Annotated in this window: 19 protein-coding genes, 1 tRNA gene and 1 pseudogene; 11 read left to right on the top strand and 10 right to left on the bottom strand. The window is 58.1% G+C overall.

The features are described from left to right. Window positions 1-599: pseudogene (locus H6G62_RS11295) on the bottom strand (photosystem II q(b) protein); the annotation flags it as partial. 332 nt (window positions 600-931) lie between these two features. Beyond that, a complete protein-coding gene (locus H6G62_RS11290; protein ID WP_242051932.1) occupies window positions 932-1,306 on the bottom strand; it encodes a cytochrome c in 375 nt (124 codons plus the stop codon). Window positions 1,307-1,449: 143 nt separating this feature from the next. Between H6G62_RS11290 and H6G62_RS11285 the strand changes: the two genes are divergently transcribed. The 7 genes from H6G62_RS11285 to H6G62_RS11255 all read left to right on the top strand — a co-directional run bounded on the left by H6G62_RS11285 (window position 1,450) and on the right by H6G62_RS11255 (window position 8,892). Then, on the top strand, window positions 1,450-1,692 hold the full coding sequence (locus H6G62_RS11285) for a hypothetical protein (RefSeq protein ID WP_190495099.1): 243 nt from the start codon (window positions 1,450-1,452) through the stop codon (window positions 1,690-1,692). A gap of 14 nt (window positions 1,693-1,706) precedes the next feature. Then, window positions 1,707-2,414, top strand: a complete 708-nt coding sequence (locus tag H6G62_RS11280; RefSeq protein ID WP_206755643.1) for a hypothetical protein — start codon at window positions 1,707-1,709, stop codon at window positions 2,412-2,414. Between the two features lie 174 nt (window positions 2,415-2,588). Continuing rightward, the gene (locus tag H6G62_RS11275; RefSeq protein ID WP_206755642.1) at window positions 2,589-3,422 is read left to right on the top strand and encodes a hypothetical protein; all 834 of its coding nucleotides are present in this window, start codon (window positions 2,589-2,591) and stop codon (window positions 3,420-3,422) included. Between the two features lie 41 nt (window positions 3,423-3,463). Then, window positions 3,464-4,738, top strand: coding sequence for an MFS transporter (locus tag H6G62_RS11270; protein WP_190495097.1), 1,275 nt, complete (start codon window positions 3,464-3,466; stop codon window positions 4,736-4,738). 99 nt (window positions 4,739-4,837) lie between these two features. After that, window positions 4,838-5,080: a hypothetical protein gene (locus tag H6G62_RS11265; RefSeq protein WP_190495095.1), complete on the top strand. Its 243-nt coding sequence runs from the start codon at window positions 4,838-4,840 to the stop codon at window positions 5,078-5,080. 126 nt (window positions 5,081-5,206) lie between these two features. After that, complete coding sequence (locus H6G62_RS11260) at window positions 5,207-7,126, top strand: leucine-rich repeat domain-containing protein (RefSeq protein ID WP_190495093.1); 1,920 nt, start codon at window positions 5,207-5,209, stop codon at window positions 7,124-7,126. 161 nt (window positions 7,127-7,287) lie between these two features. Then, window positions 7,288-8,892, top strand: a complete 1,605-nt coding sequence (locus tag H6G62_RS11255) for a sodium:proton antiporter (protein ID WP_190495091.1) — start codon at window positions 7,288-7,290, stop codon at window positions 8,890-8,892. Window positions 8,893-8,937: 45 nt separating this feature from the next. On the opposite strand, the gene H6G62_RS11250 is transcribed toward H6G62_RS11255, so the two are convergent. The 4 genes from H6G62_RS11250 to H6G62_RS27345 all read right to left on the bottom strand — a co-directional run bounded on the left by H6G62_RS11250 (window position 8,938) and on the right by H6G62_RS27345 (window position 13,671). Further along, window positions 8,938-9,011, bottom strand: a tRNA-Asp gene (locus tag H6G62_RS11250). Between the two features lie 122 nt (window positions 9,012-9,133). Then, window positions 9,134-11,143 carry a family 10 glycosylhydrolase gene (locus H6G62_RS11245; RefSeq protein ID WP_199324908.1) on the bottom strand — a complete coding sequence of 670 codons (2,010 nt, stop codon included), beginning with the start codon at window positions 11,141-11,143 and terminating at the stop codon, window positions 9,134-9,136. 127 nt (window positions 11,144-11,270) lie between these two features. After that, on the bottom strand, window positions 11,271-12,020 hold the full coding sequence (locus tag H6G62_RS11240) for a pentapeptide repeat-containing protein (RefSeq protein ID WP_190495088.1): 750 nt from the start codon (window positions 12,018-12,020) through the stop codon (window positions 11,271-11,273). A 214-nt stretch (window positions 12,021-12,234) separates the two neighbouring features. Then, the gene (locus H6G62_RS27345; RefSeq protein WP_242051931.1) at window positions 12,235-13,671 is read right to left on the bottom strand and encodes a pentapeptide repeat-containing protein; all 1,437 of its coding nucleotides are present in this window, start codon (window positions 13,669-13,671) and stop codon (window positions 12,235-12,237) included. 227 nt (window positions 13,672-13,898) lie between these two features. Between H6G62_RS27345 and H6G62_RS11225 the strand changes: the two genes are divergently transcribed. From H6G62_RS11225 to fetB, 3 genes are read left to right on the top strand one after another with little or no spacing between them, the layout of a single operon-like run. Further along, complete coding sequence (locus H6G62_RS11225; protein ID WP_190495113.1) at window positions 13,899-14,831, top strand: NAD-dependent epimerase/dehydratase family protein; 933 nt, start codon at window positions 13,899-13,901, stop codon at window positions 14,829-14,831. A gap of 48 nt (window positions 14,832-14,879) precedes the next feature. Continuing rightward, window positions 14,880-15,524 (top strand): ATP-binding cassette domain-containing protein, encoded by a 645-nt coding sequence (locus tag H6G62_RS11220; protein WP_190495086.1) that lies wholly within the window; start codon window positions 14,880-14,882, stop codon window positions 15,522-15,524. After that, window positions 15,517-16,320 (top strand): iron export ABC transporter permease subunit FetB, encoded by an 804-nt coding sequence (gene fetB / locus H6G62_RS11215; protein WP_190495084.1) that lies wholly within the window; start codon window positions 15,517-15,519, stop codon window positions 16,318-16,320. The genes H6G62_RS11220 and fetB overlap by 8 nt, the downstream gene beginning before the upstream one ends. Window positions 16,321-16,567: 247 nt before the next feature. Here fetB and H6G62_RS11210 read toward each other — a convergent pair whose 3' ends face one another. Further along, on the bottom strand, window positions 16,568-17,158 hold the full coding sequence (locus H6G62_RS11210; protein ID WP_190495111.1) for a chromophore lyase CpcT/CpeT: 591 nt from the start codon (window positions 17,156-17,158) through the stop codon (window positions 16,568-16,570). A 203-nt stretch (window positions 17,159-17,361) separates the two neighbouring features. Between H6G62_RS11210 and H6G62_RS11205 the strand changes: the two genes are divergently transcribed. Further along, a complete protein-coding gene (locus tag H6G62_RS11205; protein ID WP_190495082.1) occupies window positions 17,362-17,766 on the top strand; it encodes a hypothetical protein in 405 nt (134 codons plus the stop codon). 21 nt (window positions 17,767-17,787) lie between these two features. Here the strand turns inward: H6G62_RS11205 and H6G62_RS11200 are convergent, their stop codons facing one another. From H6G62_RS11200 to H6G62_RS11190, 3 genes are all read right to left on the bottom strand, one after another. Further along, window positions 17,788-18,675 carry a M23 family metallopeptidase gene (locus H6G62_RS11200; RefSeq protein WP_199324907.1) on the bottom strand — a complete coding sequence of 296 codons (888 nt, stop codon included), beginning with the start codon at window positions 18,673-18,675 and terminating at the stop codon, window positions 17,788-17,790. 177 nt (window positions 18,676-18,852) lie between these two features. Beyond that, window positions 18,853-20,385, bottom strand: a complete 1,533-nt coding sequence (locus H6G62_RS11195) for an N-acetylmuramoyl-L-alanine amidase (protein ID WP_190495080.1) — start codon at window positions 20,383-20,385, stop codon at window positions 18,853-18,855. A gap of 76 nt (window positions 20,386-20,461) precedes the next feature. Beyond that, window positions 20,462-21,589 carry an aminotransferase class I/II-fold pyridoxal phosphate-dependent enzyme gene (locus tag H6G62_RS11190; RefSeq protein ID WP_190495078.1) on the bottom strand — a complete coding sequence of 376 codons (1,128 nt, stop codon included), beginning with the start codon at window positions 21,587-21,589 and terminating at the stop codon, window positions 20,462-20,464. Window positions 21,590-21,650: the final 61 nt, after the last annotated feature.

Raw genomic sequence — 21,650 nt, 5'->3', positions numbered from 1 at the left:
ATCATGTGGAAGGGGTGCATCAGGATGTTGTGCTCAGCTTGGAACACCAACATGAAGTTGAAGGTACCGGAAATCCCCAGGGGCATCCCGTCAGAGAAGGAGCCTTGGCCGATGGGGTAGATCAGGAACACAGCGGTGGCAGCGGCCACAGGAGCGGAGTAAGCCACGCAGATCCAGGGGCGCATACCAAGGCGGTAGCTCAGTTCCCACTCACGACCCATGTAGCAGAAGACGCCAATGAGGAAGTGGAAAATCACTAGCTGGTAGGGGCCACCGTTGTACAGCCACTCATCCAAGGAAGCGGCTTCCCAGATGGGATAGAAGTGCAGACCGATAGCGTTGGAGGAAGGAACAACAGCACCGGAGATGATGTTGTTGCCGTACATCAGAGAGCCAGCAACGGGCTCACGGATGCCGTCGATGTCCACGGGGGGAGCCGCGACAAAAGCGATGACGTAGCAAGCGGTAGCAGCGAGGAGAGTGGGGATCATCAGGACGCCGAACCAGCCAATGTACAGGCGGTTTTCGGTGCTGGTCACCCACTGACAGAACTGCTCCCACAGGTTGGCGCTCTCGCGCCGCTGTAGAGTCGTTGTCATGATGTATTAGTCCTTGGTATTTATGGTTTCAAGGGTTATGCAGGCCCTCTTCATTGCGATTTGTAACCTGCATGGCTCTACATTAACGGAAACATAGAGTTTTGTAAACAAACTTTCCTGTAAAGTTTAAGTGTTGATTCCAGGTCAGGGCGTTCGATGGCTGAAACGTCGCTAGACCGAGGGATGTGGCCCGATATACCCCAGCCCCTAGAGGGGACAACCGATCATGCGGCCTCTCATAAATTAGGCAAAGTCGCTCGCAGGCCGAAGCTAGAACAGCCATCCTGGCTGTCTTGGTGGCAGACAAAATGCCTAACCTCCCGTAGCGAGGGTTATAGGCTTTCCAGGTAGCCCAGTAGATCGGCCATGGCTTGGGGATCGGGCTGAAATTGCGGCATGGGGGGCGTTTGGCCACTGATCACCTGTTTAATCAGGCTGACCTTGGTGCGGTGGTCGGAGACGCTGACCAGGGTTGGCCCAACTTCGCCCGTGGCTTCAAACCCGTGGCAGACAGCGCAGTTCATTCTGAAGATGGCTTCCCCACGATTTACGTCACCCTCTAGGCTCAAGACCTCATGGATGTAGGGGTCTGAGGCTTGTACATAGCGCACTAAGCCCCAACCGATGACAATGGCTATAACCACGGTAACCAGCCCTAGCGCCGCCCGTCGGAGCAGCAAGCTAAGGTCTTCGGTGTTTTCTTTCAAGGTTTCGGGTGCCAAGGTCACTGCGGTGGATGTTGCGCCTACATACATATAATGTTACGCACTTTAATGAAAACTTCTGACAGTCCCCAGAGATTTTTAAGAATTCGAGGCGACCATTCTGACCCGTTACAATACTCCCAGCCTTGAAACGTGTAGGAGATGATGCGGCGATGCCCTCCCCCGATGACCCAACGCCAGCCCCTACCCCCTCAAGCTCTGGGGCGAATACCGCAGATTCAGTCCAAGGGGAGCCTGCTCAGGCCCCTCTGACCCAGGGGCAAGCCGAGGCTATCTTGGCCGAGTTAAAAATTGTGAAACAGCGCTTGCTCTGGGTGTTAATCATCGTGGGCTTCTTTGCCGTCCGCGCCCTCTTTTTCCATTACTAATGTTTAGGTCTCCGGTGGCTCGTTTTCAGAGGCAGGACGCCCATGTATCGCCGCACCACAAACACTTCTACACCAGTTCGGTGATGGAATACATTGTCCCTGAAGCTAACACGGCGGCGTTTGAGGACTGGTATGGGCGATTACGGCGGGAGGCCCAGTACCATAGCGGTTTCCTGCGGGCGGATTTGTGTACGCCTTTGAACTGTGACGATGGCGTCATTAAGTACTACTCCATTATTCATTTTGCCAGCCCCAGCCAGCTTGATTTGTGGCTAACCTGCGATACCCGTCAGCAACTCTTTAAAGAAGGCAAAACCCTATTTCTGGCCTACCGATTCAAATCCTTCACCACGGGGCTAGAGGGCTGGTTTTCCCTGAGCGGTGGATCGAGCGGTAGCCTTGGCCCCCCCCGCTGGAAGCAAATTCTGTCGGTGGTGCTGGGCCTGTATCCTACGGTGATTCTGCAAGGGATGGCCTTTTCAGCCCTAGGCATGATGCAGGGTTGGCCATTGCCCACGGCGATGCTGGTGAACAACCTAATCACCTCTTCCCTGCTCACCTGGGTAGTGATGCCTAGGGTGTCGCGGTTGTTGAAGTTTTGGTTGAAGCCCGCCTACCAACTCACCTCCCGTCAGGTTGACCTGGTGGGAGCGGCGATTGTGTTAAGTCTTCTAATGCTCTGCGTCGTTTTGTTTAATTGGTTACAGAACCTCAACCTGTAGCGCGGGGCATACTGGCCTGTATCACTAAGAGAGATCTCCTAGGATGTCTGGGTGTATAGCCCAGGGATCATCACACGGCAGATCAGTGGGGTAATTACGGCTACAAAGCCTTGATCCCAGAAGATGTATACAGAATACAATTCCATTAAGGGTCACTTTAGAGCCTAAGCCACCATGACTCTCAAAGGTTCTGCACTCAATTTCGTTGACGACTGGCGCAGCCGCCTGGGGTCGCTGGAAATCCCATCCCTAGGGGCCGTGGCCTCTCCGGCCCTAGTACAAGAGGTGAAGCAACGTCTGCATCCAGTCTGGCAGGGGTCGCTGAATTTGCTGGCCAAGGCAGCGGAACCGGAGCAGGTACCCTACTCCAGCGTCGTGATTGAGTACACGGTGCCCCAGGAGAAAAGCTGGGCCTTTCGCAGGTGGCACCGCAGCCTAGTGAATGCGGCTCAATCGTTCCCAGGGTTTATCCGAGCTGATCGCCATCGTCCCCTGCCGTGCCGGGGTGGGGTGCTGAAGTGGTATTCCGTGGTTCACTTTGAGCAGCCGGAGGATCTCAACCGCTGGCTGCTGTCGCCCAAGCGAGATGCCCTGCTGAAGCTGGGCCGCGATCTGTTTAAGTCTTACAAATTCAAGTCCTTTGAAACGGGGCTGGAGGGCTGGTTTTCTCACCAGTCAGGCAACGAACTCACGGGGCTTGGCCCCCCAGCCTGGAAACAAATTCTGTCGGTGGTGCTGGGGCTGTATCCGGTGATTATGATTCAGGATTGTGTAATTGATGCCCTAGATCTGATGAAAAACTGGGATCCGGCCAGTGCCATGTTGGTCAAAAATCTAGTCACGACCTGCATTCTCACCCTGGTGGTGATGCCGCTGATTCTGCGTACCCTAGACTTTTGGCTCCAGCCTGCCCACCGTCGAGCCTCCATGCGGATAGAAATTGTGGGGGCAACCTTCACTATCGCGGCGATGGTGGCTATGGTATTTGTGTTTAGCGAAATTCACTAAATGCCGTTTGCCCGCTACTCCTTCATTTTCCCTGGTTGGCCATGAATCTCTCCTCGGCGTTGCAGTTGTCTAACCGACAGGTTCAGGTTCAAGCCCTAGGGCGCTTTTTAATTCAGATCAGCTACGGCCTCCTGAGCTTCTACATCCCCATTTTGTTTGTCAACCAGGTGGGGCTATCAGCGACCTCCGTGGGGTTTGCCCTCAGCCTGTGCGCCATTACCGAGGTTGGTGGGCATTTTGTCGGGGCGACGCTGGCAGACTCCCCTCGGTTTGGCCGAAAAGTGGTTCTTTCCTTGGCCGCCGCCAGCGGGGCGGCAGTGGCGCTAATTTTGATGGTGGCCCAATCCCTTTGGCTGTTGATTGTGGCCAGCATGGTACTAGGCATTAGCCTCGGCTGCTATTGGACGGCCTCCGGGGCGGCGGTGATGGATGCCACCAATTCCGAAGACCGCAGCCAAGCCTTTGCAGTGATGGGGGTAGCGGAATACATTGGGATTGGTCTGGGAGTATTGGGGGGCAGCGCCTTGCTGGCTCTCGTGAACGAGTCACCCAAGCTGCTGTTTGCTGGATGTGGGGCCATGTTTGCCCTGTTTGGGCTGCTGATTCAGATCCTCATGACCAATGACTACCCCAGTCGGTCTAAGCATGAGCGGTCGGGGCAGGGCTGGGTCGCCGCCTTGAAAGACAAAGCTTTGGTGGTGTTCATGCTGGCCAACGTGTTTTTTACCACCTACGTGGCCCTAGTCACCACCACCATTCCCCTCTACTTCACCAACTTTATCGCCGGAAATGACCCCATCCCAGGGGTTTCTGTGGGCAGTACGGCAGGGTTGTTTACCTGGTGCTACATCGGCGTGGGAGCGGTGCTACAACTTCCTACTACCAGCATTTTGACGCCTCTCAGACGGATTTTTGTGCTGATGGGGGCCATGGTGCTGTGGGCCTTTGGCTTTGCCCTGCTGTGGGCGGCGGGCACCTTTGCCGAAGGGCAGTTTATCTGGGCGATTGTGGCCCTATGTTTGCTGTCCCTGGCCTCCGTAGCCTACAAGCCCTTTTTTGTAGCCACGGTTTCTGACCTCGCGCCGCCCAACCTCCGCGCCACCTACGTCGCCGTCAGTTCCCAATGCTGGACGATTGGCTACTTCATTGGCCCCCTGATTGGCGGCTGGGCCATGGATCAATCGCCGCTGGTCGCCCATCGGTTTTGGCTGGGGGTGGCAATGAGTGTGTCGGTGTGTCTAGCGTTGCTGTGGGCCTTTGAAGTCTTGCATACCCGCACAGCAATGCAGCCCTCGGAAGGCGAGGGCACCGCCTAGGCCAGGGGCTACAGCGAATCTTGACCGCTGATCCAGATGTGGCTGACCCCTGGGTTTGGATAGTCTGAAGTAACGTTACGTGTTGGAATTAGGTAAACCATGAGTCCAGTGTTTGGCGGCGTTGATTCTCAGTTGGTGTTGCTGGCGGCAGCGGTCGCAGTGGTGGTGCTGGGCTTCCGGCTCGTTTTTCAGGTGTTTAGGGTGGGGGCGGGCTCGATTTTGGGCATTGTGGCCATTGTGCTGGGGCTGCAATACCTGTTTGGCATTGCCCCAAAACAACTTTGGTTTGAGATCGGCCACCTCCCCCAAATGGCGATGCGGTTTGTGCAAAGTTTGAGTTAGGGGTCAGATCGCGGCGGAATTGTTGCGTTTTGCCGCTATTTTCCGGGTGGACGAAGTTTCCTGGCTAAATTGAGAAAATCGGATTTTTCAGTTTTGCCCAAACGTTTGCCAGGACGCTTTTCTGCTATGACGACACATTTCCCCCGGTGGGTTGGGTTTTCCGCTATCGGCCTGTGGATTGGGCTAGGAAACCCAGCCTGGGCCAATGCCGACTCTCGCTTTAGTCGTTTTACGGATTGGTGTACTCACTACGCTGAACTGGATCCTGCGGCTCAGCAAACGGTTACCGCCCTGTTGATCTACACGGGTACCGAAGACTGTGCCACCGCCGAAGCCCGCTTACAAGAAAGCCCCGCCCTGGCCTTGGATGGGGCCGGAATTGTGGATTTGCGTCCCCTCTCGTCCTTCACCCAGGTGCGGGAGATCTATCTCTATGGCAATGCGGTTAGCGATTTGCGCCCCTTGGCCTCCCTCACCCAGTTGCAAAAGCTATCCATTAGCAGCAATCAAGTCAGAAGTTTGCAGGGGCTAGAAGCCTTAACGCTACTTGAAGAACTGAACCTAGGCGATAACCAGATTACTGACCTAGGGCCACTAGCGGGGCTGACGCAATTACAGCAGCTTTATTTATACGACAACTCAATCACCGATTTGGCTCCCCTCGTAAACCTTACGCAACTCACCCGCCTCAGCCTTCAGAACAACGCCATTCAGAATGTGGCCCCCTTGGCGGGACTCGATCAATTAGAACAACTGCTGCTGAATGACAACCAAATCCAGGATCTCACGCCGCTGCAAGCCCTCACTAGGCTGAACGAATTGGCGCTAAACGATAACCTCATTCGAGATCTGATCCCCCTAGAGGATTTGACTCCCATCGCCCTGTATTTGGACAGAAACCAAATTGAGTCGGTGCAATCGCTATCGGGGCTGACTTCCTTAGAAACGTTATCGCTGAGCCACAATGCCATCTCTGACCTCGCCCCCCTGGAGAATCTGGCCAATTTGCAATTCCTAAGCCTCAACGATAACCAAATCCAAGCGATCTCGCCCTTGGCCAACCTGCGCCAACTGTGGGAACTTAACCTAGACGCCAACCAGATTACAGATATTACGCCGCTGCGAACCCTCACGACCCTCAACCGTCTATCCCTGGAAAATCGAATTTGGTTGGATGGCTACCAGGTCATGCAGGGCGACAATGCCGTCAGCGACCTCAGCCCCCTGCAAGGTCTGTCCAACTTAGCGGAATTGTATTTGGATGGCAACCAAGTCAGCGACCTCAGTCCCTTGCAAGATCTATCGAACTTGGCTCAGGTGGGGCTAGGCCGCAACCCTGTACAGGATCTCTCACCCCTGACAGGGTTACCCTTATTTGAGTTAGACCTTGAAAACACCGCCGTTCAGGACTTTGCCCCCCTAGGCTCCCTCAGCGCGTTAACTACCCTACGGGCAAGCTTGACGGGTCTCTCGGATGTAAGCCAACTGCCGGAGTTGCCCGCCCTCAACAACCTGTTTCTACACGGAAATCAAATTCGCGATCTGCAACCCCTAACCCGCTATCCCAACCTGCAAGAGCTAGATCTCAGTTCCAATCAAATTCAGGATATCAGTCCCCTCGCTAACCTCAGCCATCTGGGGGCGTTGTACCTGTCGGATAACCAAGTTCAGGACCTCACACCCCTCAGCGGTTTGAACCAACTGTATCGCCTCAGCCTGACCAGCAACGCCATTACCGACCTCGGCCCCCTCCGTTCCCTAACGGATTTGCTGGAACTGACCCTCGCCTTCAACGACCTCGACAGCCTGCAACCCCTGACCGCGCTGACCAACCTGCGACGGTTGGCCTTGGTGAATGCCAACGTGCGGGACGTGGCCCCCCTGGCGGAACTGACGGAACTACGTCTGATCTATCTCGACGAAAACCCCATCACCGACCTCAGCCCCCTAGCGGAACTTCCCCATCTCAGCCAACTCACCCTGCGGGGAGTGATCACCACGGCGGATCAGTGCCCCCTGCGGCCCACCAGCCTATGCGAGTTTTGATCAGGATGGCAGGCAACATAAGGATGCATGACATACCCGCCTTGATGCTAACTTGACGCCAACTCGAAGCCAAGTTCAGGCTGCACCGGAGGAAAGACCTGTGCGCTATGCTTGGTCTGGCGTGGCTCGTCCACGGCTGTTGCAGAATTTTCAGCGTTGTGATGGATCTCACCCTTGCGTCCCCGCTTGCTGTCCTCCCTTCGGTGTTGGGCAGTTTGTTAACCGACGCCACGGATTTGGCCATTGAGCGCAACCTCAAAGCCTTTTTGCCCGTGCTGCTGGTGGCCCTCAGTGCGGCCAGCCTACCCCGGATTTTCCCACCCCTGAGGCAAGTCCCCTACACCCTGTTGCTGGTTGTTGTAGGTCTGGGTCTGGCCCTGGTGGAGGTGCGTCTGGTTGACCTATCGCCGGGAATGATTCTCCTGATTTTTCTGCCGCCCATTTTGTTTGAGGCGGCCTGGAAGATGAAGTGGCCCGACCTGCGCCAGCAGATCGTTCCCAGCAGTTTGTTTGCCATTGGCAGCGTACCCGTTTCCATTGTGGGGATTGGCTGGGCCTTGCACCACTGGATGCAGGTGTCTTGGACGACGGCACTGCTCACCGGAGCCTGTCTAGCGGCCACGGATTCGGCCTCGGTGTTGGGGGTGTTTCGCGAAGTGGGGGCCGGAAAACGGCTGACGACGCTCCTGGAGGGGGAAAGCCTGTTCAATGATGGCGCTGCCGTGGTGGCCTTTAGTGTCCTACTAGAGCAGGCCATCGACCCCCAGCCCATCGACCTAACCACGACCCTGGTGCAGTTCCTCATTGTCAGCGGCATTGGCCTGGGGGTGGGCGGCTTGATTGGCACCGCCGTGGCCCTGCTCACCCAGCGCTACGACCTGGCCTGGGTGGAACAATCCCTCAGTTTGGTCACCGCCTACGGAGCCTACCTCTTGGCAGAAGATTTCGGGGGATCTGGCGTCATTGCCGTGGTGGCGGCGGGCCTGGTGATTGGCAACCTGGGCCTGGTGCCCGGAACCCGCCCTCAAAAGCGCTCGACTATGGTGGAATTTTGGGAGTTCACCATCTTCCTGGTCAACTCCATTGTCTTTCTGCTACTGGGGGATCAGGTGTTGTTCCCCTACTTCATTGAGCACGTCGGCACCAGTATCGTCGCGATCATCGCCGTAGTGATTTCCCGCGCCGTGGCCATCTTTGGCTTCAGTGCCCTCAGTGGGCTGATCACCCGTTCCCCCATCCCCTGGGCCGAGCAAACCGTGCTGTGGTGGGTGGGGCTGCGGGGTTCCGTGGCCATTGCCCTGGCCCTCAGCATTCCCGACCTAGTGACGGATCGCCAGCAAATTATCTCCAATTCCTTCGGCGTTGTTCTGTTTACCCTGCTGGTTCAAGGGCTGACCACCAAACCCCTCCTAGACGCCCTTAACCTCTTGGAAACCCGAAAGTATCAAGATCAATACCTAGAGCGGGTGGCCCAGCGGATGGCCCTAGAACGCCTTCAGCAGTACCTCAGCCTGCCCCAAACCCAAGCCCAGCTAGGGGAATCCCTCTGCCAGATCGAGTTAGTCACCATTGCCCAAAAGCTAGATCAGGCTAGCCAGGACATGGCCCAACTCCGGGCCGATCATCCCGATCTCGAAGCCTTCGTGGAACAGCAGAAGCGCCAACAGCTCCAGGCCATCGAATCTGCCACCTACGACCAACTCATCCAAGCGGGCTGGATCAAAAAGGCTCCCCCCGCCCCCCTCATCCTGTCCACAAAAAACTAGGCTGAGCCCAACTTGAGACTCAGCCTAACCTTGTAATCTATTTAACGGGCCTGACGGGATTCGAACCCGCAACTTCCGCCGTGACAGGGCGGTGCTCTAACCGATTGAACTACAGGCCCTCGACTTGGGTGATTTCTATTGTGTGTCCTTATGGGACGTTTGTCAAATAAAAAACCAAGAAAGTCCATCTTTCTCCCATGTCCCCACCCCACCGACGATGGCCACCGCCGACTTTGAGGGGTTAACGCCCTAGCAGTTGCGGTTCTCCGTGGCGCAGAAGTTGATCAATGACCCCCAGCCGATGCTGCCACACCTGAAGCCGATAGGCGCTATTGGTGGCCTCGATCAGAATTTGGGAGGTGAGGGGCGTTTGAACCTGAACGATCCCTTGCTGTACCCGCTCTAGGGTGCGCCGTGAGGGGGTATTACTCAGGGCGATGAGATCGGCCTCCAACTGGTTCACGTCCCGTACCCACTGCTCTAGGGCGGGGCGTTCCATCCACAGTTTTTGATGGCTGAGTAGCCACTGCCACTCCCGCTGGAGGGCTTGGTAGCGGGCCAGGGCCATCTGGGCGGGGGCGGTGGGGGTGGGGGTGCCCTGGGTTTGGGTTAAGAGCCGATTGAGGTCGGCATTGAGGTCGGCGGTGGCAAAGAGGGCAAACCCTGGGGTGGGCAGGTCACGGACAGCTTGGATTTGGTCTAGGGTGGCCTGGGTCGAGAGGTTGTAGATGCGAATGCCGGGAATCACCAGGGCCGATCCAAAGGGTTGGCCGCTCATCCAGGGGCGTACCAGTTGTTCAAATCGGCTAGTGTCCTGGGCATAGCTCATCAACACCACCCAATCGATGTGTCCTTCCTTGGCCCAGGTGGCCCAGTCTTGCTGAATCTGTTGCAGCCGCTCAGGTTCGGGATGGGCAAACACCGCCGCCGACATCACCAACCCCGGACGTTGTCGCCGCAGGGTAATGCTGAGGGTGGCCACAAAGGAGTTCACCTGCTGAATACGAAATTCCGTCCAGCGATCCCACAGTATCCGCTGCTGAGTCTGTTGGTTGGGGCTGAGGCTGGGGTCTGGCCGGGGGGACAGATCGAGGGGATCGACCCCGGTGATGCTGTGAAAACGCCAGCGGGCTACGTCGCCATAGCCGTAGGTGCGATTGGCGGCTGGGTCTTGGAACGGGTAGCGAATGTAGTCGAGGTGAACGCCATCGATGTCGTACTCCTGCACCATTTCCGACATCAGGCGGATCAGGTAGCTGCGCACCTCCGGATGGGCCGGGTCGAGGAAGGGTTTATCTTGGCCGAGGGGGATGGGGTTGCCGCGATGGTCGGATCCGGCCCAGGCCGGATAGCGCGACAGGAGAGGGCCGGGGTAATCGGCGGGTAGGTTGAGCAGGCGGTTGTGCTGTTGATTCCCAGCGGCAAACACCCACACCCAGGCGTGCAGCGTCATGCCTCGGGCATGGGCCAGTTCCACGGCACTGGCGAGGGGATCCCAGCGGCGGGTGAGGGGGTTTTGCTCTGGGGCCACACGGCTGGGGTAGATGGGGTAGCCTGCATTCACCGTTTCAAAAAATACCGTGGTGATCCCGGCCTCGGCGAGTTGGTCGAAGAGTTGGGCCAATCCCTCTGGGTTTCGCGCCCGCACAATGGTGCCCCGATCCAGCCACACGGCGCGAATCTCCGCCGGAGCATAGGGTCGCTCCGTCGGGAAACTGTCCCACAGAGCCTCTCGCACCGCCAACCAGCGATCCGTCAGTTCTCGATGCTGGCTCCCAGAGAACAGCGCGGGCCAGTCTTGCAAAAGCTGCTGAGCCTCCGCCAGTTGTGGGTGCAGAAACGGCGGTGGATCGTCCCCTAGGTTCACCTCTCCCACGGTGGCGGTAAGGAGGGGAACGGTCTCTGCGAGGGTGAGGGTAGTAGGTACATGGAGAGATTGAGCCAGCAGCAGGGCACTTTCGAGGCGACCCATCAGGTTTTTGAGTTCCTGCTCCATGGCAAAGGCCACCACCGGGCTTAAGGTGCGCTGGTGGGGGACAACGTCAATCACAGCGGGGGCCACTTCGGTGGCGGGGTCGGTCACCGCTGGGGGAGATCCGGTGGCATCTTCCGGCTCTACCCAATCAATGGCATGGGCGCGTTGCTCCCATGTCCCCAGCAGCCCTTGGCCCAGAACGACGGTGGCCACCAGAGCAGCAAGGGTGGTGCTCCGTTGCCGACCTGGCAATTGCCGGAATAAACAAGGTTGCACGGTTAACCTCCGGGCCAAGCAAATAGACCAACGGCGCAATTCTGGCATAGTTCCTAGAATTTTGCCCTCTATCCGCGAGACCGAGGATTCATTGACCCACCCATGGCCTCAGTCGATTCCTATGGTTTCAGTAGGTTAAGGAGGGTAGGCTACGAGATGGCCCTCGCAAGCCGACCAGGGGCGTATTTTCTGATCGATGGGGGAAATCGATGATGGCCTGGAGGAGATTGGTGTGCTCTAGGTTGGCCCCCGAGAGGTCGGTGCTGAGCAGATTGGCCCCTTGTAAATTGGCCCCTTTCAGGTTGGCCTGGGCCAAGCAGGCTCCCCACAGGTCGGCGTGTTCTAGGTTGGCTCCCGATAGGTCAGCCCCGCGTAGATTCACTCCGGTGAGCCGTGCCCCACTGAGATCCACCCCTGACAGGCACACGCTGGGGGCCAGACGGTGCAGACTGGCCTTCCGCTGAAACCCCTTGGGCCATTGGGTGCCGTCAGAGTAGATCGCTCCTCGCAGATCGGCATTCGTGAGGTTACAGAACTGGAGATTGGCCCCCACCAAGTTGGCCTTGCGGAGATCCGCCTCGCTTAGATCGGCTTCTCCTAAATCCGCCAGCATGAGGGTAGCCCGTTGTAGACTGGCCCGATGTAGATTGCTCTGACGGAGGTAGGCATGGAGGAGGTTGGCCCGATCAAGAACCGCCGCTGTGAGATCGCTGTTGCCCAGCAGCACACGGCTCAGATTGGCCTCCGTTAGGTTTGCGCCCCCCAACTGCACCCGAGTTAAGTTCCAACGGCTAAGATCGGCTCCGACGAGGTGGGCTTGGGGAAAATCTCGATGGCCTGTCGCCAGGGCAGATTGAAGAGACGCGAGGGTAAGCATGGTAAGGTGGCCCGCAATAAAAGCTGTAAAACTCCAGAGAAGTCGTTGCAATTTATACAAATGTTACAAGGTGCAGATCAAAGGAGTTGCAAACTTGGCCACTGGCTTTGTGTACATTTTATGAATCTTAGGCAAAGCTCAAGTGTCAGTATGATTACTGACACGACCCAGAGCCATAGTAACGAAAAGTGATGGTGCCCCCCTGAAAGGGTGACTAATCATGGATAGAGCCGTCGGGCATAATCGCCCCGGTGAGAATGGTGCCCGTGAGCTTGACCATGGTACGCCCGCCCACGGCCACTTTGGCCCCACTGAGGTCGGCTCCGCTTAAATCTGCGCCGCTGAAGTCGGCCCCAATCAGGTCGGCTTCGCGCAGGTTGGCGTGGCTAAGGTCGGCCTGGAGCAGATTGGCCCGAAACAGCTTGGCCTTGCTGAGGTTGGCCCGGTTGAGGTTGACCTTGTGCAAAAAGGCATCGCTGAGGTCGGCCCCACTCAGGTTGGCCCCACTCAGGTTGCGGTTGGCGAAATCCTTTTCCCGCAGGTTCGCCCCGCTCAGGTCTTTGCCGCTCAGGTCGGGGCTTTGGCGGGCACGGTGGGCACTGCTGGTAGAGTTCCGGGTGTGGGCGTTGTAGGCGTTGTAGCCCGGATCGACCGATGGGCGGGGTGGAGCGGTGTTAGGGGTAACCTTGGGGCCAGTAGGACTAGGGCCCTCGTGGTTAACGCTGGATCTGGCATGGCGACCCGCCCCTGGGTTGGGATCCTCTGAACGGCTAGGGGCTGATCCGCTCTGGCCATGGGCCTGGGCACGGCCTACTCCCGCTGCGGCATCGCGCCGTTGGCGATAGGTTTGGTAGGTGCTGTCCTCGGCGGACGATTCGGGCTGGCCATGGCCTGGGGACGAGGCTCCCTGGGTTGACGACCCAGGGCTGGTGCTTCTGGGGGATCCGTGATGGCTGGATTCCTTATGACTGAATCCACTATTACTGGATCCTTGGCTGCTAGATCCGTTGTGACTAGCGTTATGGCTGGTGCCGTTGGCCGAGGTGCCGTTGGCCGAGGCTTGGCCTGTATTGGATTGGGTCTCATCCTTGGCCGTTGTGCCATAACCGTTGCTGGCGGCGGTACCTGCGCCGTAGGGCGGTTGGCCGTAGGTGCTTTGTTGATAGCGGTAGTAGCGGCTTTGGTAGGTAGAATTGGCGGACTGACCCGTGCTGCTGGATCCATTGCCGGGGTTGCTGGTGCCCTGGCCGTTGCCCTGGGCCGAACTAGGCTCGTAGGGACGCCGATAGTTGCTGCCATAGCCGTAGGGCGGGCGATAGTTGTTGCCGTAGTAGCGGCGGTCGCTGCCCTCGCTGGAGGACTGGGAGGCCGAGTAGTAGCTGGAGGAGGAGGATCGGTTAGTGGTGCTGTAGCGGTTGGCGGTGGAATTGGTGCCGCTGCGGCCATGGCGGCTGTGGGTACGCAGCAAGTCCCTGGCCTGGTTGAGGGCTTTAATTTTATCCTGAGCCTTTTGATAGAGGCGCTCGTTGTCCTGGGGGATGCGGTCGGGATGCCAGACAAACACCAAATCCTTATAAGCCTGGTTGATGTCCTCCAGGGAGGCACCAGGCTCTAGCTCTAGAATTCGGTAAGCATTATCCAGCTCTCGCATGGGGCGATTATCTCTGGCTGAGGCCGCTTGGGATGGGTTTCGATTCCTCTCATTCTAGGCGGGTTCCCCTTCCGGCGTAAGGGTACCGTTCACATCTCCTCTTCAGCTTAAGGGGAAGCTTCCCCAACCCGTTGATTCTTAAAGCAAATTTCGGGGATCGCCACAGCTTAATATAGGGACACATTTGCGGCTCTATGTGGGCCATACTTCGCGGCTAGGAGGTCATGATGCGAATTTTAGTGATGGGCGGGACTCGGTTTATTGGGGTGTATCTCACCAAACAACTGGTGGCCCAAGGCCATGAGGTGGTGCTGTTTAACCGGGGTAAAAAGCCAGCACCCGTGGCAGGTTTGCAGACCATTGTGGGCGACCGCACCGATGCCGACACCCTAAAAAGCAAACTGGCGGGGGAATCCTTCGATGCCATTTTTGACAACAACGGGCGCGAGTTGTCCGATACCCAGCCCCTCGTGGAATTGTTTGGTGACAAGGTCAAGCATTTCGTCTACGTCAGTTCTGCCGGGGTGTACCTCAAATCCGACCAGATGCCCCATATCGAAGGGGATGCAGTGGATCCCAACAGCCGCCACAAGGGTAAGTTTGCCACCGAAGCCTACCTCCAGGCCCAGGGCGTGCCCTTTACCTCCGTGCGCCCGGTCTATATCTATGGCCCCCAAAACTACAACCCCCTCGAAGCCTGGTTCTTCGACCGGATTGTGCGCGGTCGTCCTGTCCCCATCCCCGGCAATGGGATGCACCTCACCCAGTTGGGCCATGTCCAGGATTTAGCCGAAGCCATGGCCGCCGTGCTGGGCAACGACACCGCCATTGGCCAGATCTACAACATCTCCGGCGAAAAAGCCGTCACCTTCGATGGGCTGGCCCGCGCCTGTGCCGCAGCCGCCGGAAAGGATCCCTCCGACCTCAAAATCGTCCACTACGACCCCAAGGCCTTCAACTTCGGCAAAGCCAAAGCCTTCCCCATGCGGGTGCAGCACTTCTTCACCGCCATCGACAAAGCCCAGGCCGAACTGGGTTGGGCTCCCAAATTTGACCTAGTGGCCGGACTGAAGGACTCCTTCCAGCACGACTACCTGGCCACGGGCCAAGACAAAACCGAGGTGGACTTTAGCCTGGATGACCAAATTCTGGCCGCCTAGGCAGAAGGGCTCCGTGGTTAGAAAGCCATCGTGGGTCAGGGGGGCCGCATGTTAGCTGCAACGGAACTGGGACGACAGGTGGAGGGTCGCTGGCTGTGGCGGGGGCTCAGCTTTGACCTAGCCGCCGGAGACTGTGTGGGCCTCGTGGCACCCTCCGGGGCCGGAAAAACCCTCCTGCTGCGGAGTCTGGTGTGGCTCGACCCCCTTCAGCAGGGCGAGGTCTGGTTTGAGGGGCGATCCCTAACGGACTGGGCCTTACCCGACTATCGCACCCAGGTGATGTACCTGTCCCAGCGCCCAGCGGTGATCGAAGGTTCCGTGGCCGATAACCTGCAACAGCCCTTCACCCTGGCCCAGCATCGCCACCGTCGGTATCAGGCCGAGCGGATCCTCTCCTGGCTAGACGCCCTAGGCCGGGGGCCAGATTTTTTGAGGCTGAAGTCCACCCAGCTTTCCGGGGGAGAACTCCAACTTTTGGCCCTCCTCCGCGCCCTCCAGCTTGACCCCAAAATTCTGCTGCTGGATGAACCCACCGCTTCCCTAGACCCCGCTACTACCGCCCAGGTGGAAGCCCTGCTAGGCCAATGGCTGCAAATGTCTCCGCGTGCAGTGATGGTCACCAGCCACGACCCTAGCCAAATCGACCGTTTCACCCATCGCAAACTGGTGTTGGAGGCGATACCCCATGGATGATCGCTACGTGGTGATTGGCTATGGGCAGTTGGCCCTGGCGGCGTTGCTCATGGTCGTCAATCTCTCGCTATCGGTGGTCTTGCGGCTGGGGTTAGAACGAACGCTGGCCCTGGCCACGGTGCGCATGGTAACCCAGCTTTTGCTGATTGGCTTTGTACTGGAGTGGCTGTTCGCTCAGGAAAACCCCTTCACCATCCTGGCCATTAGCCTCGTGATGACCAGCATCGCCGGAATCTCCGCCGTCAACCGCACCCGTCGCCGCTTTGTGGGGTTGTACTGGAATAGCCTGCTCTCAGTGTTGGTGGCATCGGGCCTGGTCACCAGCTTTGCGCTGTTGGGGGTGCTTCAGGTGCAGCCCTGGTACAGCCCGCAATACCTCATTCCGCTGCTCGGCATGGTGCTGGGCAACACCCTCAACGGCATTTCCCTCTCCCTAGATCGGTTTATGGAAAGCCTGGTTAACCAGCGGGATCAGATTGAAACCTGGCTCACCCTGGGAGCCACCCGCTGGGAAGCCGCCCACAGCCAGGTGCGCGAGGCGATCCGCGTTGGCATGATTCCCACCATTAACTCCATGATGGTGATGGGCCTAGTCAGTCTCCCTGGCATGATGACCGGACAAATTCTGGCCGGAGCCAACCCCATCGACGCCGTCCGCTACCAAATTATGATCGTGTTTATGATTGCCGCCGGGGCCGCCATTGGCATTTTTAGCGTGGTGCTGCTGGCCTTTAGAACTCTCTTTAGCCCCGATCATCAACTGCGCCTAGATCGGTTGACCAAGGCCCAATCCTAGGGGGTGGCGTCCGGCCTGGGGCTAAGGAGATTTCTGGATAACAATCTGCCCATCCTCAGTAGATCACAAACACGCTCTCTTGTCGTAACCCAGCCCTCACCCTAAATCCCTCTCCCATCTTGGGAGAGGGACTTTGAAGAGCTTCTGGCTCCCCTCTCCTCCCTGGGAGAGGGGTTGGGGGTGAGGGCTGCGGGGACTTTGTGATCTACTGATCCTACGTTAGAAGACAGTCTTTTCTGGCCATCGCCTAGGCGGTGACTTCGTGGGCAAAGCTGGCCCGCCGCTTAAATTGAAACGGCCCCGCCAGGGCACCCCAGAGGTGTTCGTCAGTTTCGGGGTCGCGGCCTCGATCCCAACTAATAAACTGGTCGGCGTCAATTTCAAACTCGCTGTCGAGGTAGGTGAGTTTGCCGTTGCGTTCCACCATGCAGGCTTTGCCCGGTTCCACCGCCCCTTTGAAACTATGGCCTGTCCATTGCACAAGCAGGTTGCAACCGGGGGTGCGTTGAAAGTGGTTGGAGGTAAACTTAGCTAATTGCTCTGGGTTGCGAGATGCGCCGTAGAAGGCTTCGGGATCGGTGACGGTGTAGTTCTCAATCACAATATGATCGCCGTTGGCCACCAATTTCATCCCCCGCGCCCGGTAGGGACGATCCAGCATGTAGTCATAGGCTTGTTCGATGTAAAACCCAAAGCCATCCAGGGTTTCCTTGGGCAAGGGCCGCATACACACTCGAATATGGGCAAACAGGGGTGGGTTGTCAAAGGCTTGCTGCTGGTTGCTAAAGTCGGCGGCCATCCAGCGGGCCAGGGTTTGAACATCGGTGGCGTGGGTCATGGCGTGGGGCGCAGAGGTCATCGATCTTCCCCAGTGTATATCAGGGGCAAGGGTAGGTTGGCCCCATGGCCTAGGGTTATTGGCGTTCTACGGCCCAATCATGGGCCTTGTCACCGTTCAGGGATGGAGTGGCTGTGGGATCATAGAAGCGATAGGGTCGTCATACGACCCCTGGAGAAGTGACCCCTGAGCCCAAGGAACCCATGAGCAAAGCAGAACAGCTCATTCGCATGGCGGAAGACGAGCTAACGGAATATAGTACTGATGCCCGCAAAATTGAAAAGCTGCGGCGCAAATTCAGCTTTGCCGTGCCCTACCCAGACCAAAAGGCCGTCCGGGAGGAGGTCGAGGCAAGCTTGCCCAAGAATTTTCTGGCCACTTTAGTGGAAGAAAACCGTCAAACCGTGGCCCTACCCTTTTGGGGGATTGGTGGCTTGGGGCTGTTGCTCGGTATTTCCGGCAAACAACCGCTGGATTTAATCGCCACCGGGATTGGCTTCTACGTGGCCTTTCAAATTCAAAAATGGGGATGGGAACTCCAGGCGAAACGCCTCGTACTCAATACCCTAGATGCCATTGAGGCCAGCGTTCAGGACTCCACCTCCTAGCCCCAATCGAAGTTCCCCAACCTACCGTAGGGCCATAGCAGGCACGAGATCATGGGGGTTTTGGGCCACCCAACCCAAGTCAGAATTGAGGCGCACTTCAAAAAAGAGGTAGGACTCCACCCGTTCGTCCCTAGCCGCCACCCGTCCCAACCTGGCCCCCTGGGATACCGTTTGTCCCACGGTTACCGCCATTTCCGTAAGGTTAGCGTAGCGGGTTTGCAAACCGTCGGCATGGTTCACGACCACCAGGTTGCCGTACACCGGATCCGTCCCCACAAAAGCCACCGTCCCCGCTCCCACCGCCAGCACGGGGGTTGTGGCGGTGGCCGCCAAGGCGACCCCGGTATTAAATACCACTTCATTACGATCTGGGGCGGGCTGCCAGCCAAAATTCACCACCACCTCCGCTCGTTCCGGCAGGGGATAGCCTTGGAGCGGGCTGGGTCGAGTTGGAGTCGGGTTATGGGCACTGGCGGCGGTACTCACGCCGGGAAACCAGTTGATGCCAGGTACAAAAATTTCGGCGGGGACGGCGCTCACACAGCCGTTGATTTCAAACAACAGATCGGCCTGACGGTCGTAGGCTTGGGCCACCTGTACCCACGTTTGGCCTGGGGCCACGCGCACGCGAATACCGTTGTAGGGCGGAATCACCAATTCTTGCCCAACACTGACTCGTCCCCCTTGCACGGCGGGGTTAAAGCCCATGAGGGTAGCGCTCAACAACCCATACTGTTGGGCGATGGTATCCAGGGTTTCCCCTGCGGCCACCCGGTGACGCACCAAACGAGACAGGGCCGGGGCCGAACAGAGAGAATCCTCCGATGGGGCGGCGGTTTGAGCGATCCAGACCGCATCTACTGCTAGACCGGGGTTCGCCCCTCCGCCCCCACTCAAACTAACGACCATCCCTAGCCCTAAGAAGCCCAGGATAGCTGAGCGAAACCTCCAGACCTTCATCCAATTGCCTGTGATGTTGACCATGAACCGTGGCGCAGGGCGATAACGATGGGGCTTGGGTGGGGCAGGTCGGCCATCCACCCAGACCTGTTTCCATCATAGACAATCCCCCCGGCCCAGGGAGGCTTAAAGCCCCTGCTGGATATACTGCAAAATGCCACGGGCAATGGCCTGGGCGGCGGTTTCTCTCCAGGCCGGATCGGCGAGGCGGGGCGCATCTTCGGCCCCGGTCACAAACCCCACCTCGACTAGGGCGGCGGGCATATTCGTATGGCGAATGACGTAAAATCGGGCCTGCTTCACCCCGCGATCTCGCATTCCCGTTGCCGCCAGCATATTGGATTGAATGGTGGCCGCCAGCCGCCGTCCCCGTTCTGAGGAAAAGTAGGTCTCCACGCCGTTCACATCGGGACGACTCATGCTGATGGCGTTGGCATGGATGCTGACAAAAATGTTCCCTCCAGATCGGTTGGCAATGTCCACACGGGCTTGCAGGTCTAGGGTAATGTCGTCGCGGCGGGTCATCACCACCACCACGCCCTGCTGTTCAAGGAGTTCGGCCACCCGCAGAGACATGGGAAAGATCACCTGCTTTTCCTGAAGCCCACCGATCCCCACGGCCCCTGGATCTCGTCCACCGTGGCCCGGATCAATCACCACCACCACCCGCTGGTTGGAAATACTGGGCAAGGGCGGAGCAGTCGCTGGCCGGGGCGGCACCACAGCGGGTTGGGGGGGCGGCACCACAGGCCGATTAGGGCGGACAATGGGGCTTGTTGGGCGCACTTCCGCGACCGGGGTGGGCGGCGGGGGCTCATCGGGAACCGATCCAATGGGCACCCCGCTGGGCGGCAGCAAAATCACACCGCTTTGATTGCGCAAGGCCCGCCATTCCGGGCTGTCGGGAGTTAACCGCAGGGTAATGCGGGTGCTAGGAGGGCTGGTGTCCTGCTGCACAATTTCCCAGGTGCGAATGCTGTAGCGGAAATTAGGTAGGTCGCCTGGTTGCAACGTCGTCGCCACGGTGGTGTTCGGCAAGTCGATCACCGCTATTCGGTCATCGGGGCCGTCCCCCGAAAAGCGCAAGGTGGGCTGGGCCACGGTGCCGCTCATCTGAAGCAGAAAGCCGTCGCCTGTGGTAATCACTCGATTCAGGGTAGCGTCGGCCCCAGTGCCCGTCCCACCCTGGACTTGGTTCGCCGATGGAGTCGTGCCTTCGGTGCCTGGGGTTGATCCAGGGGCAGCAGTACTCCCCTCAATCTCCGGGGTTGAACCGGGCAACTGCACCACCCACTGATTGGGGCGCACCCCTTGTACGCGCACAGCACGGGGATCGAGGCGATACCCCGGCGCAAATTCAATCACTAACCGTGTGGTTTGGGCATCAAACTGTCCGGCCCGCACCTCGCGCACGTTGCCACCCACCGATTGTCGCGTGGTGCCACTGCCGAGCTGGGTATTGGGCAAATCCACCACAATACGGGTGGGGTTCGAGAGCATCTGGGCCGTGGGCTGGACGTTGCCATCGGTGGTAAACACGAGTTGATTCCTCTCGGCATCAAACCACCAATATTGCAGGGTTGCAGCCTGGGCCGGAGCCACCACCACCAGAGCACCCAGTGTCCCTAGGGTTCCTGAAATAAGCCAGCTCGACACCATACCCACAACCTTCAAACAAGCCATTGGACAGTATAGCGACGGGACGACCGGATCGGTAACCGGGGGAGGGGGGATCTCAGCGGTGCCCTAGCGCCTGCTCTAAGTCTGCGATTAAATCCTGCGGATGTTCTAGGCCAATGGATAGGCGCAGCAGGTTATCGGGCGTTCCGGTGCCCGGAGCCTCAATCGAGGCGCGATGTTCTAGGGTGCTGTGGGGGCCACCAAAACTGGTGGCACGGGTAAAAAGCTGGGTTTTCGTCGTCATCGCCAGGGCTGCTGTTTGACCACCGCCCACCAAAATCGAGAGGAGCCCGCCGTAGGCCCCAATCATTTGTCGCTGGGCTATCTCATAGCCGGGATGATCCGTCAGCCCTGGATAGAGAACGCGATCAATGGCGGGATGGGTTTGCAGCCATTGGGCTATCGCCAAGGCTGACTGACTCTGGGCCTTAACGCGCACCGCCAGGGTTTGTAGCCCCCGTAGAGTCAGCCAACAATCAAAGGGCGAGGGTACCGCTCCGCCAATGCCTTGAATCAGCTGTAGTTGGGCAAACAGCGGATTCGGATCTTTGGTAATCACCGCGCCGCCAATCACATCGCTGTGCCCCGCCAGGTATTTGGTCGTGGCATGAATAACAAAGTCTGCTCCATGATCCAGAGGCCGTTGTAGCACAGGCGATGGAATTGTGTTGTCGCAAGCCAGATAGGCATTCGCCTGATGGGCCAGGTGTGCAACGGTCTGAATATCGGTAATCGCCAGTTGGGGATTGGAAGGGGTCTCAATCAAAATCAGGCGAGTGTTTGACCGGATAGCCGTCTCCACTGCGGCCACATCCGTGGTGTCCACCAGGGTGTATTGCAACCCCCAAGGAGCCAGGATTTTGGCTAGCATTTCCTGCACCCCAAAATACACATTTTGAGGGGCCACCACATGATCGCCCGCCCTTAGCGCTTGCAGGAGCGTAAACGTCGCAGCAGAGCCCGAACCAAAGACAGCCGCCTCACAGCCCGCCTCTAACCCTGCCAACGCCGTTTCAAGATCCTGACGATTAGGGTTGCCACTACGGCCATAGACATAGCCCTGGGGATAGGACCCATCTTCCCCCCGCTCAAAGGTGGTGGATAGGTGAATGGGGGCTACTAGGGCACCTGTAGACGGGTCGATGCCCCTGCCGCTGTGAACCAACTCAGTTTCAATATGCATGGTTAACCAATCGATGAATCCACAAAAAAGCCTCGCCATAAAGACGAGGCTTTCGATCTAT

Origin of the sequence: Phormidium sp. FACHB-1136, from assembly GCF_014697375.1 — a bacterium.
In the GTDB taxonomy this organism is placed as follows: Bacteria; Cyanobacteriota; Cyanobacteriia; order Phormidesmidales; family Phormidesmidaceae; genus Nodosilinea.
The sequence above is the reverse complement of the archived record's forward strand: the minus strand, read 5'-3'. Positions and strand labels throughout refer to the sequence as shown.

Excerpts from the sequence above, each read along its gene's own strand:
- H6G62_RS11275 (WP_206755642.1), top strand. The coding sequence starts at position 2,589 with ATGACTCTCAAAGGTTCTGCACTCAATTTCGTTGACGACTGGCGCAGC.
- H6G62_RS11270 (WP_190495097.1), top strand. The coding sequence starts at position 3,464 with ATGAATCTCTCCTCGGCGTTGCAGTTGTCTAACCGACAGGTTCAGGTT.
- H6G62_RS11265 (WP_190495095.1), top strand. The coding sequence starts at position 4,838 with ATGAGTCCAGTGTTTGGCGGCGTTGATTCTCAGTTGGTGTTGCTGGCG.
- H6G62_RS11260 (WP_190495093.1), top strand. The coding sequence starts at position 5,207 with ATGACGACACATTTCCCCCGGTGGGTTGGGTTTTCCGCTATCGGCCTG.
- H6G62_RS11255 (WP_190495091.1), top strand. The coding sequence starts at position 7,288 with ATGGATCTCACCCTTGCGTCCCCGCTTGCTGTCCTCCCTTCGGTGTTG.
- H6G62_RS11240 (WP_190495088.1), bottom strand. The coding sequence starts at position 12,020 with ATGCTTACCCTCGCGTCTCTTCAATCTGCCCTGGCGACAGGCCATCGA.
- H6G62_RS27345 (WP_242051931.1), bottom strand. The coding sequence starts at position 13,671 with ATGCGAGAGCTGGATAATGCTTACCGAATTCTAGAGCTAGAGCCTGGT.
- H6G62_RS11225 (WP_190495113.1), top strand. The coding sequence starts at position 13,899 with ATGCGAATTTTAGTGATGGGCGGGACTCGGTTTATTGGGGTGTATCTC.
- H6G62_RS11220 (WP_190495086.1), top strand. The coding sequence starts at position 14,880 with ATGTTAGCTGCAACGGAACTGGGACGACAGGTGGAGGGTCGCTGGCTG.
- fetB (WP_190495084.1), top strand. The coding sequence starts at position 15,517 with ATGGATGATCGCTACGTGGTGATTGGCTATGGGCAGTTGGCCCTGGCG.
- H6G62_RS11210 (WP_190495111.1), bottom strand. The coding sequence starts at position 17,158 with ATGACCCACGCCACCGATGTTCAAACCCTGGCCCGCTGGATGGCCGCC.
- H6G62_RS11205 (WP_190495082.1), top strand. The coding sequence starts at position 17,362 with ATGAGCAAAGCAGAACAGCTCATTCGCATGGCGGAAGACGAGCTAACG.
- H6G62_RS11200 (WP_199324907.1), bottom strand. The coding sequence starts at position 18,675 with ATGGTCGTTAGTTTGAGTGGGGGCGGAGGGGCGAACCCCGGTCTAGCA.
- H6G62_RS11195 (WP_190495080.1), bottom strand. The coding sequence starts at position 20,385 with ATGGTGTCGAGCTGGCTTATTTCAGGAACCCTAGGGACACTGGGTGCT.
- H6G62_RS11190 (WP_190495078.1), bottom strand. The coding sequence starts at position 21,589 with ATGCATATTGAAACTGAGTTGGTTCACAGCGGCAGGGGCATCGACCCG.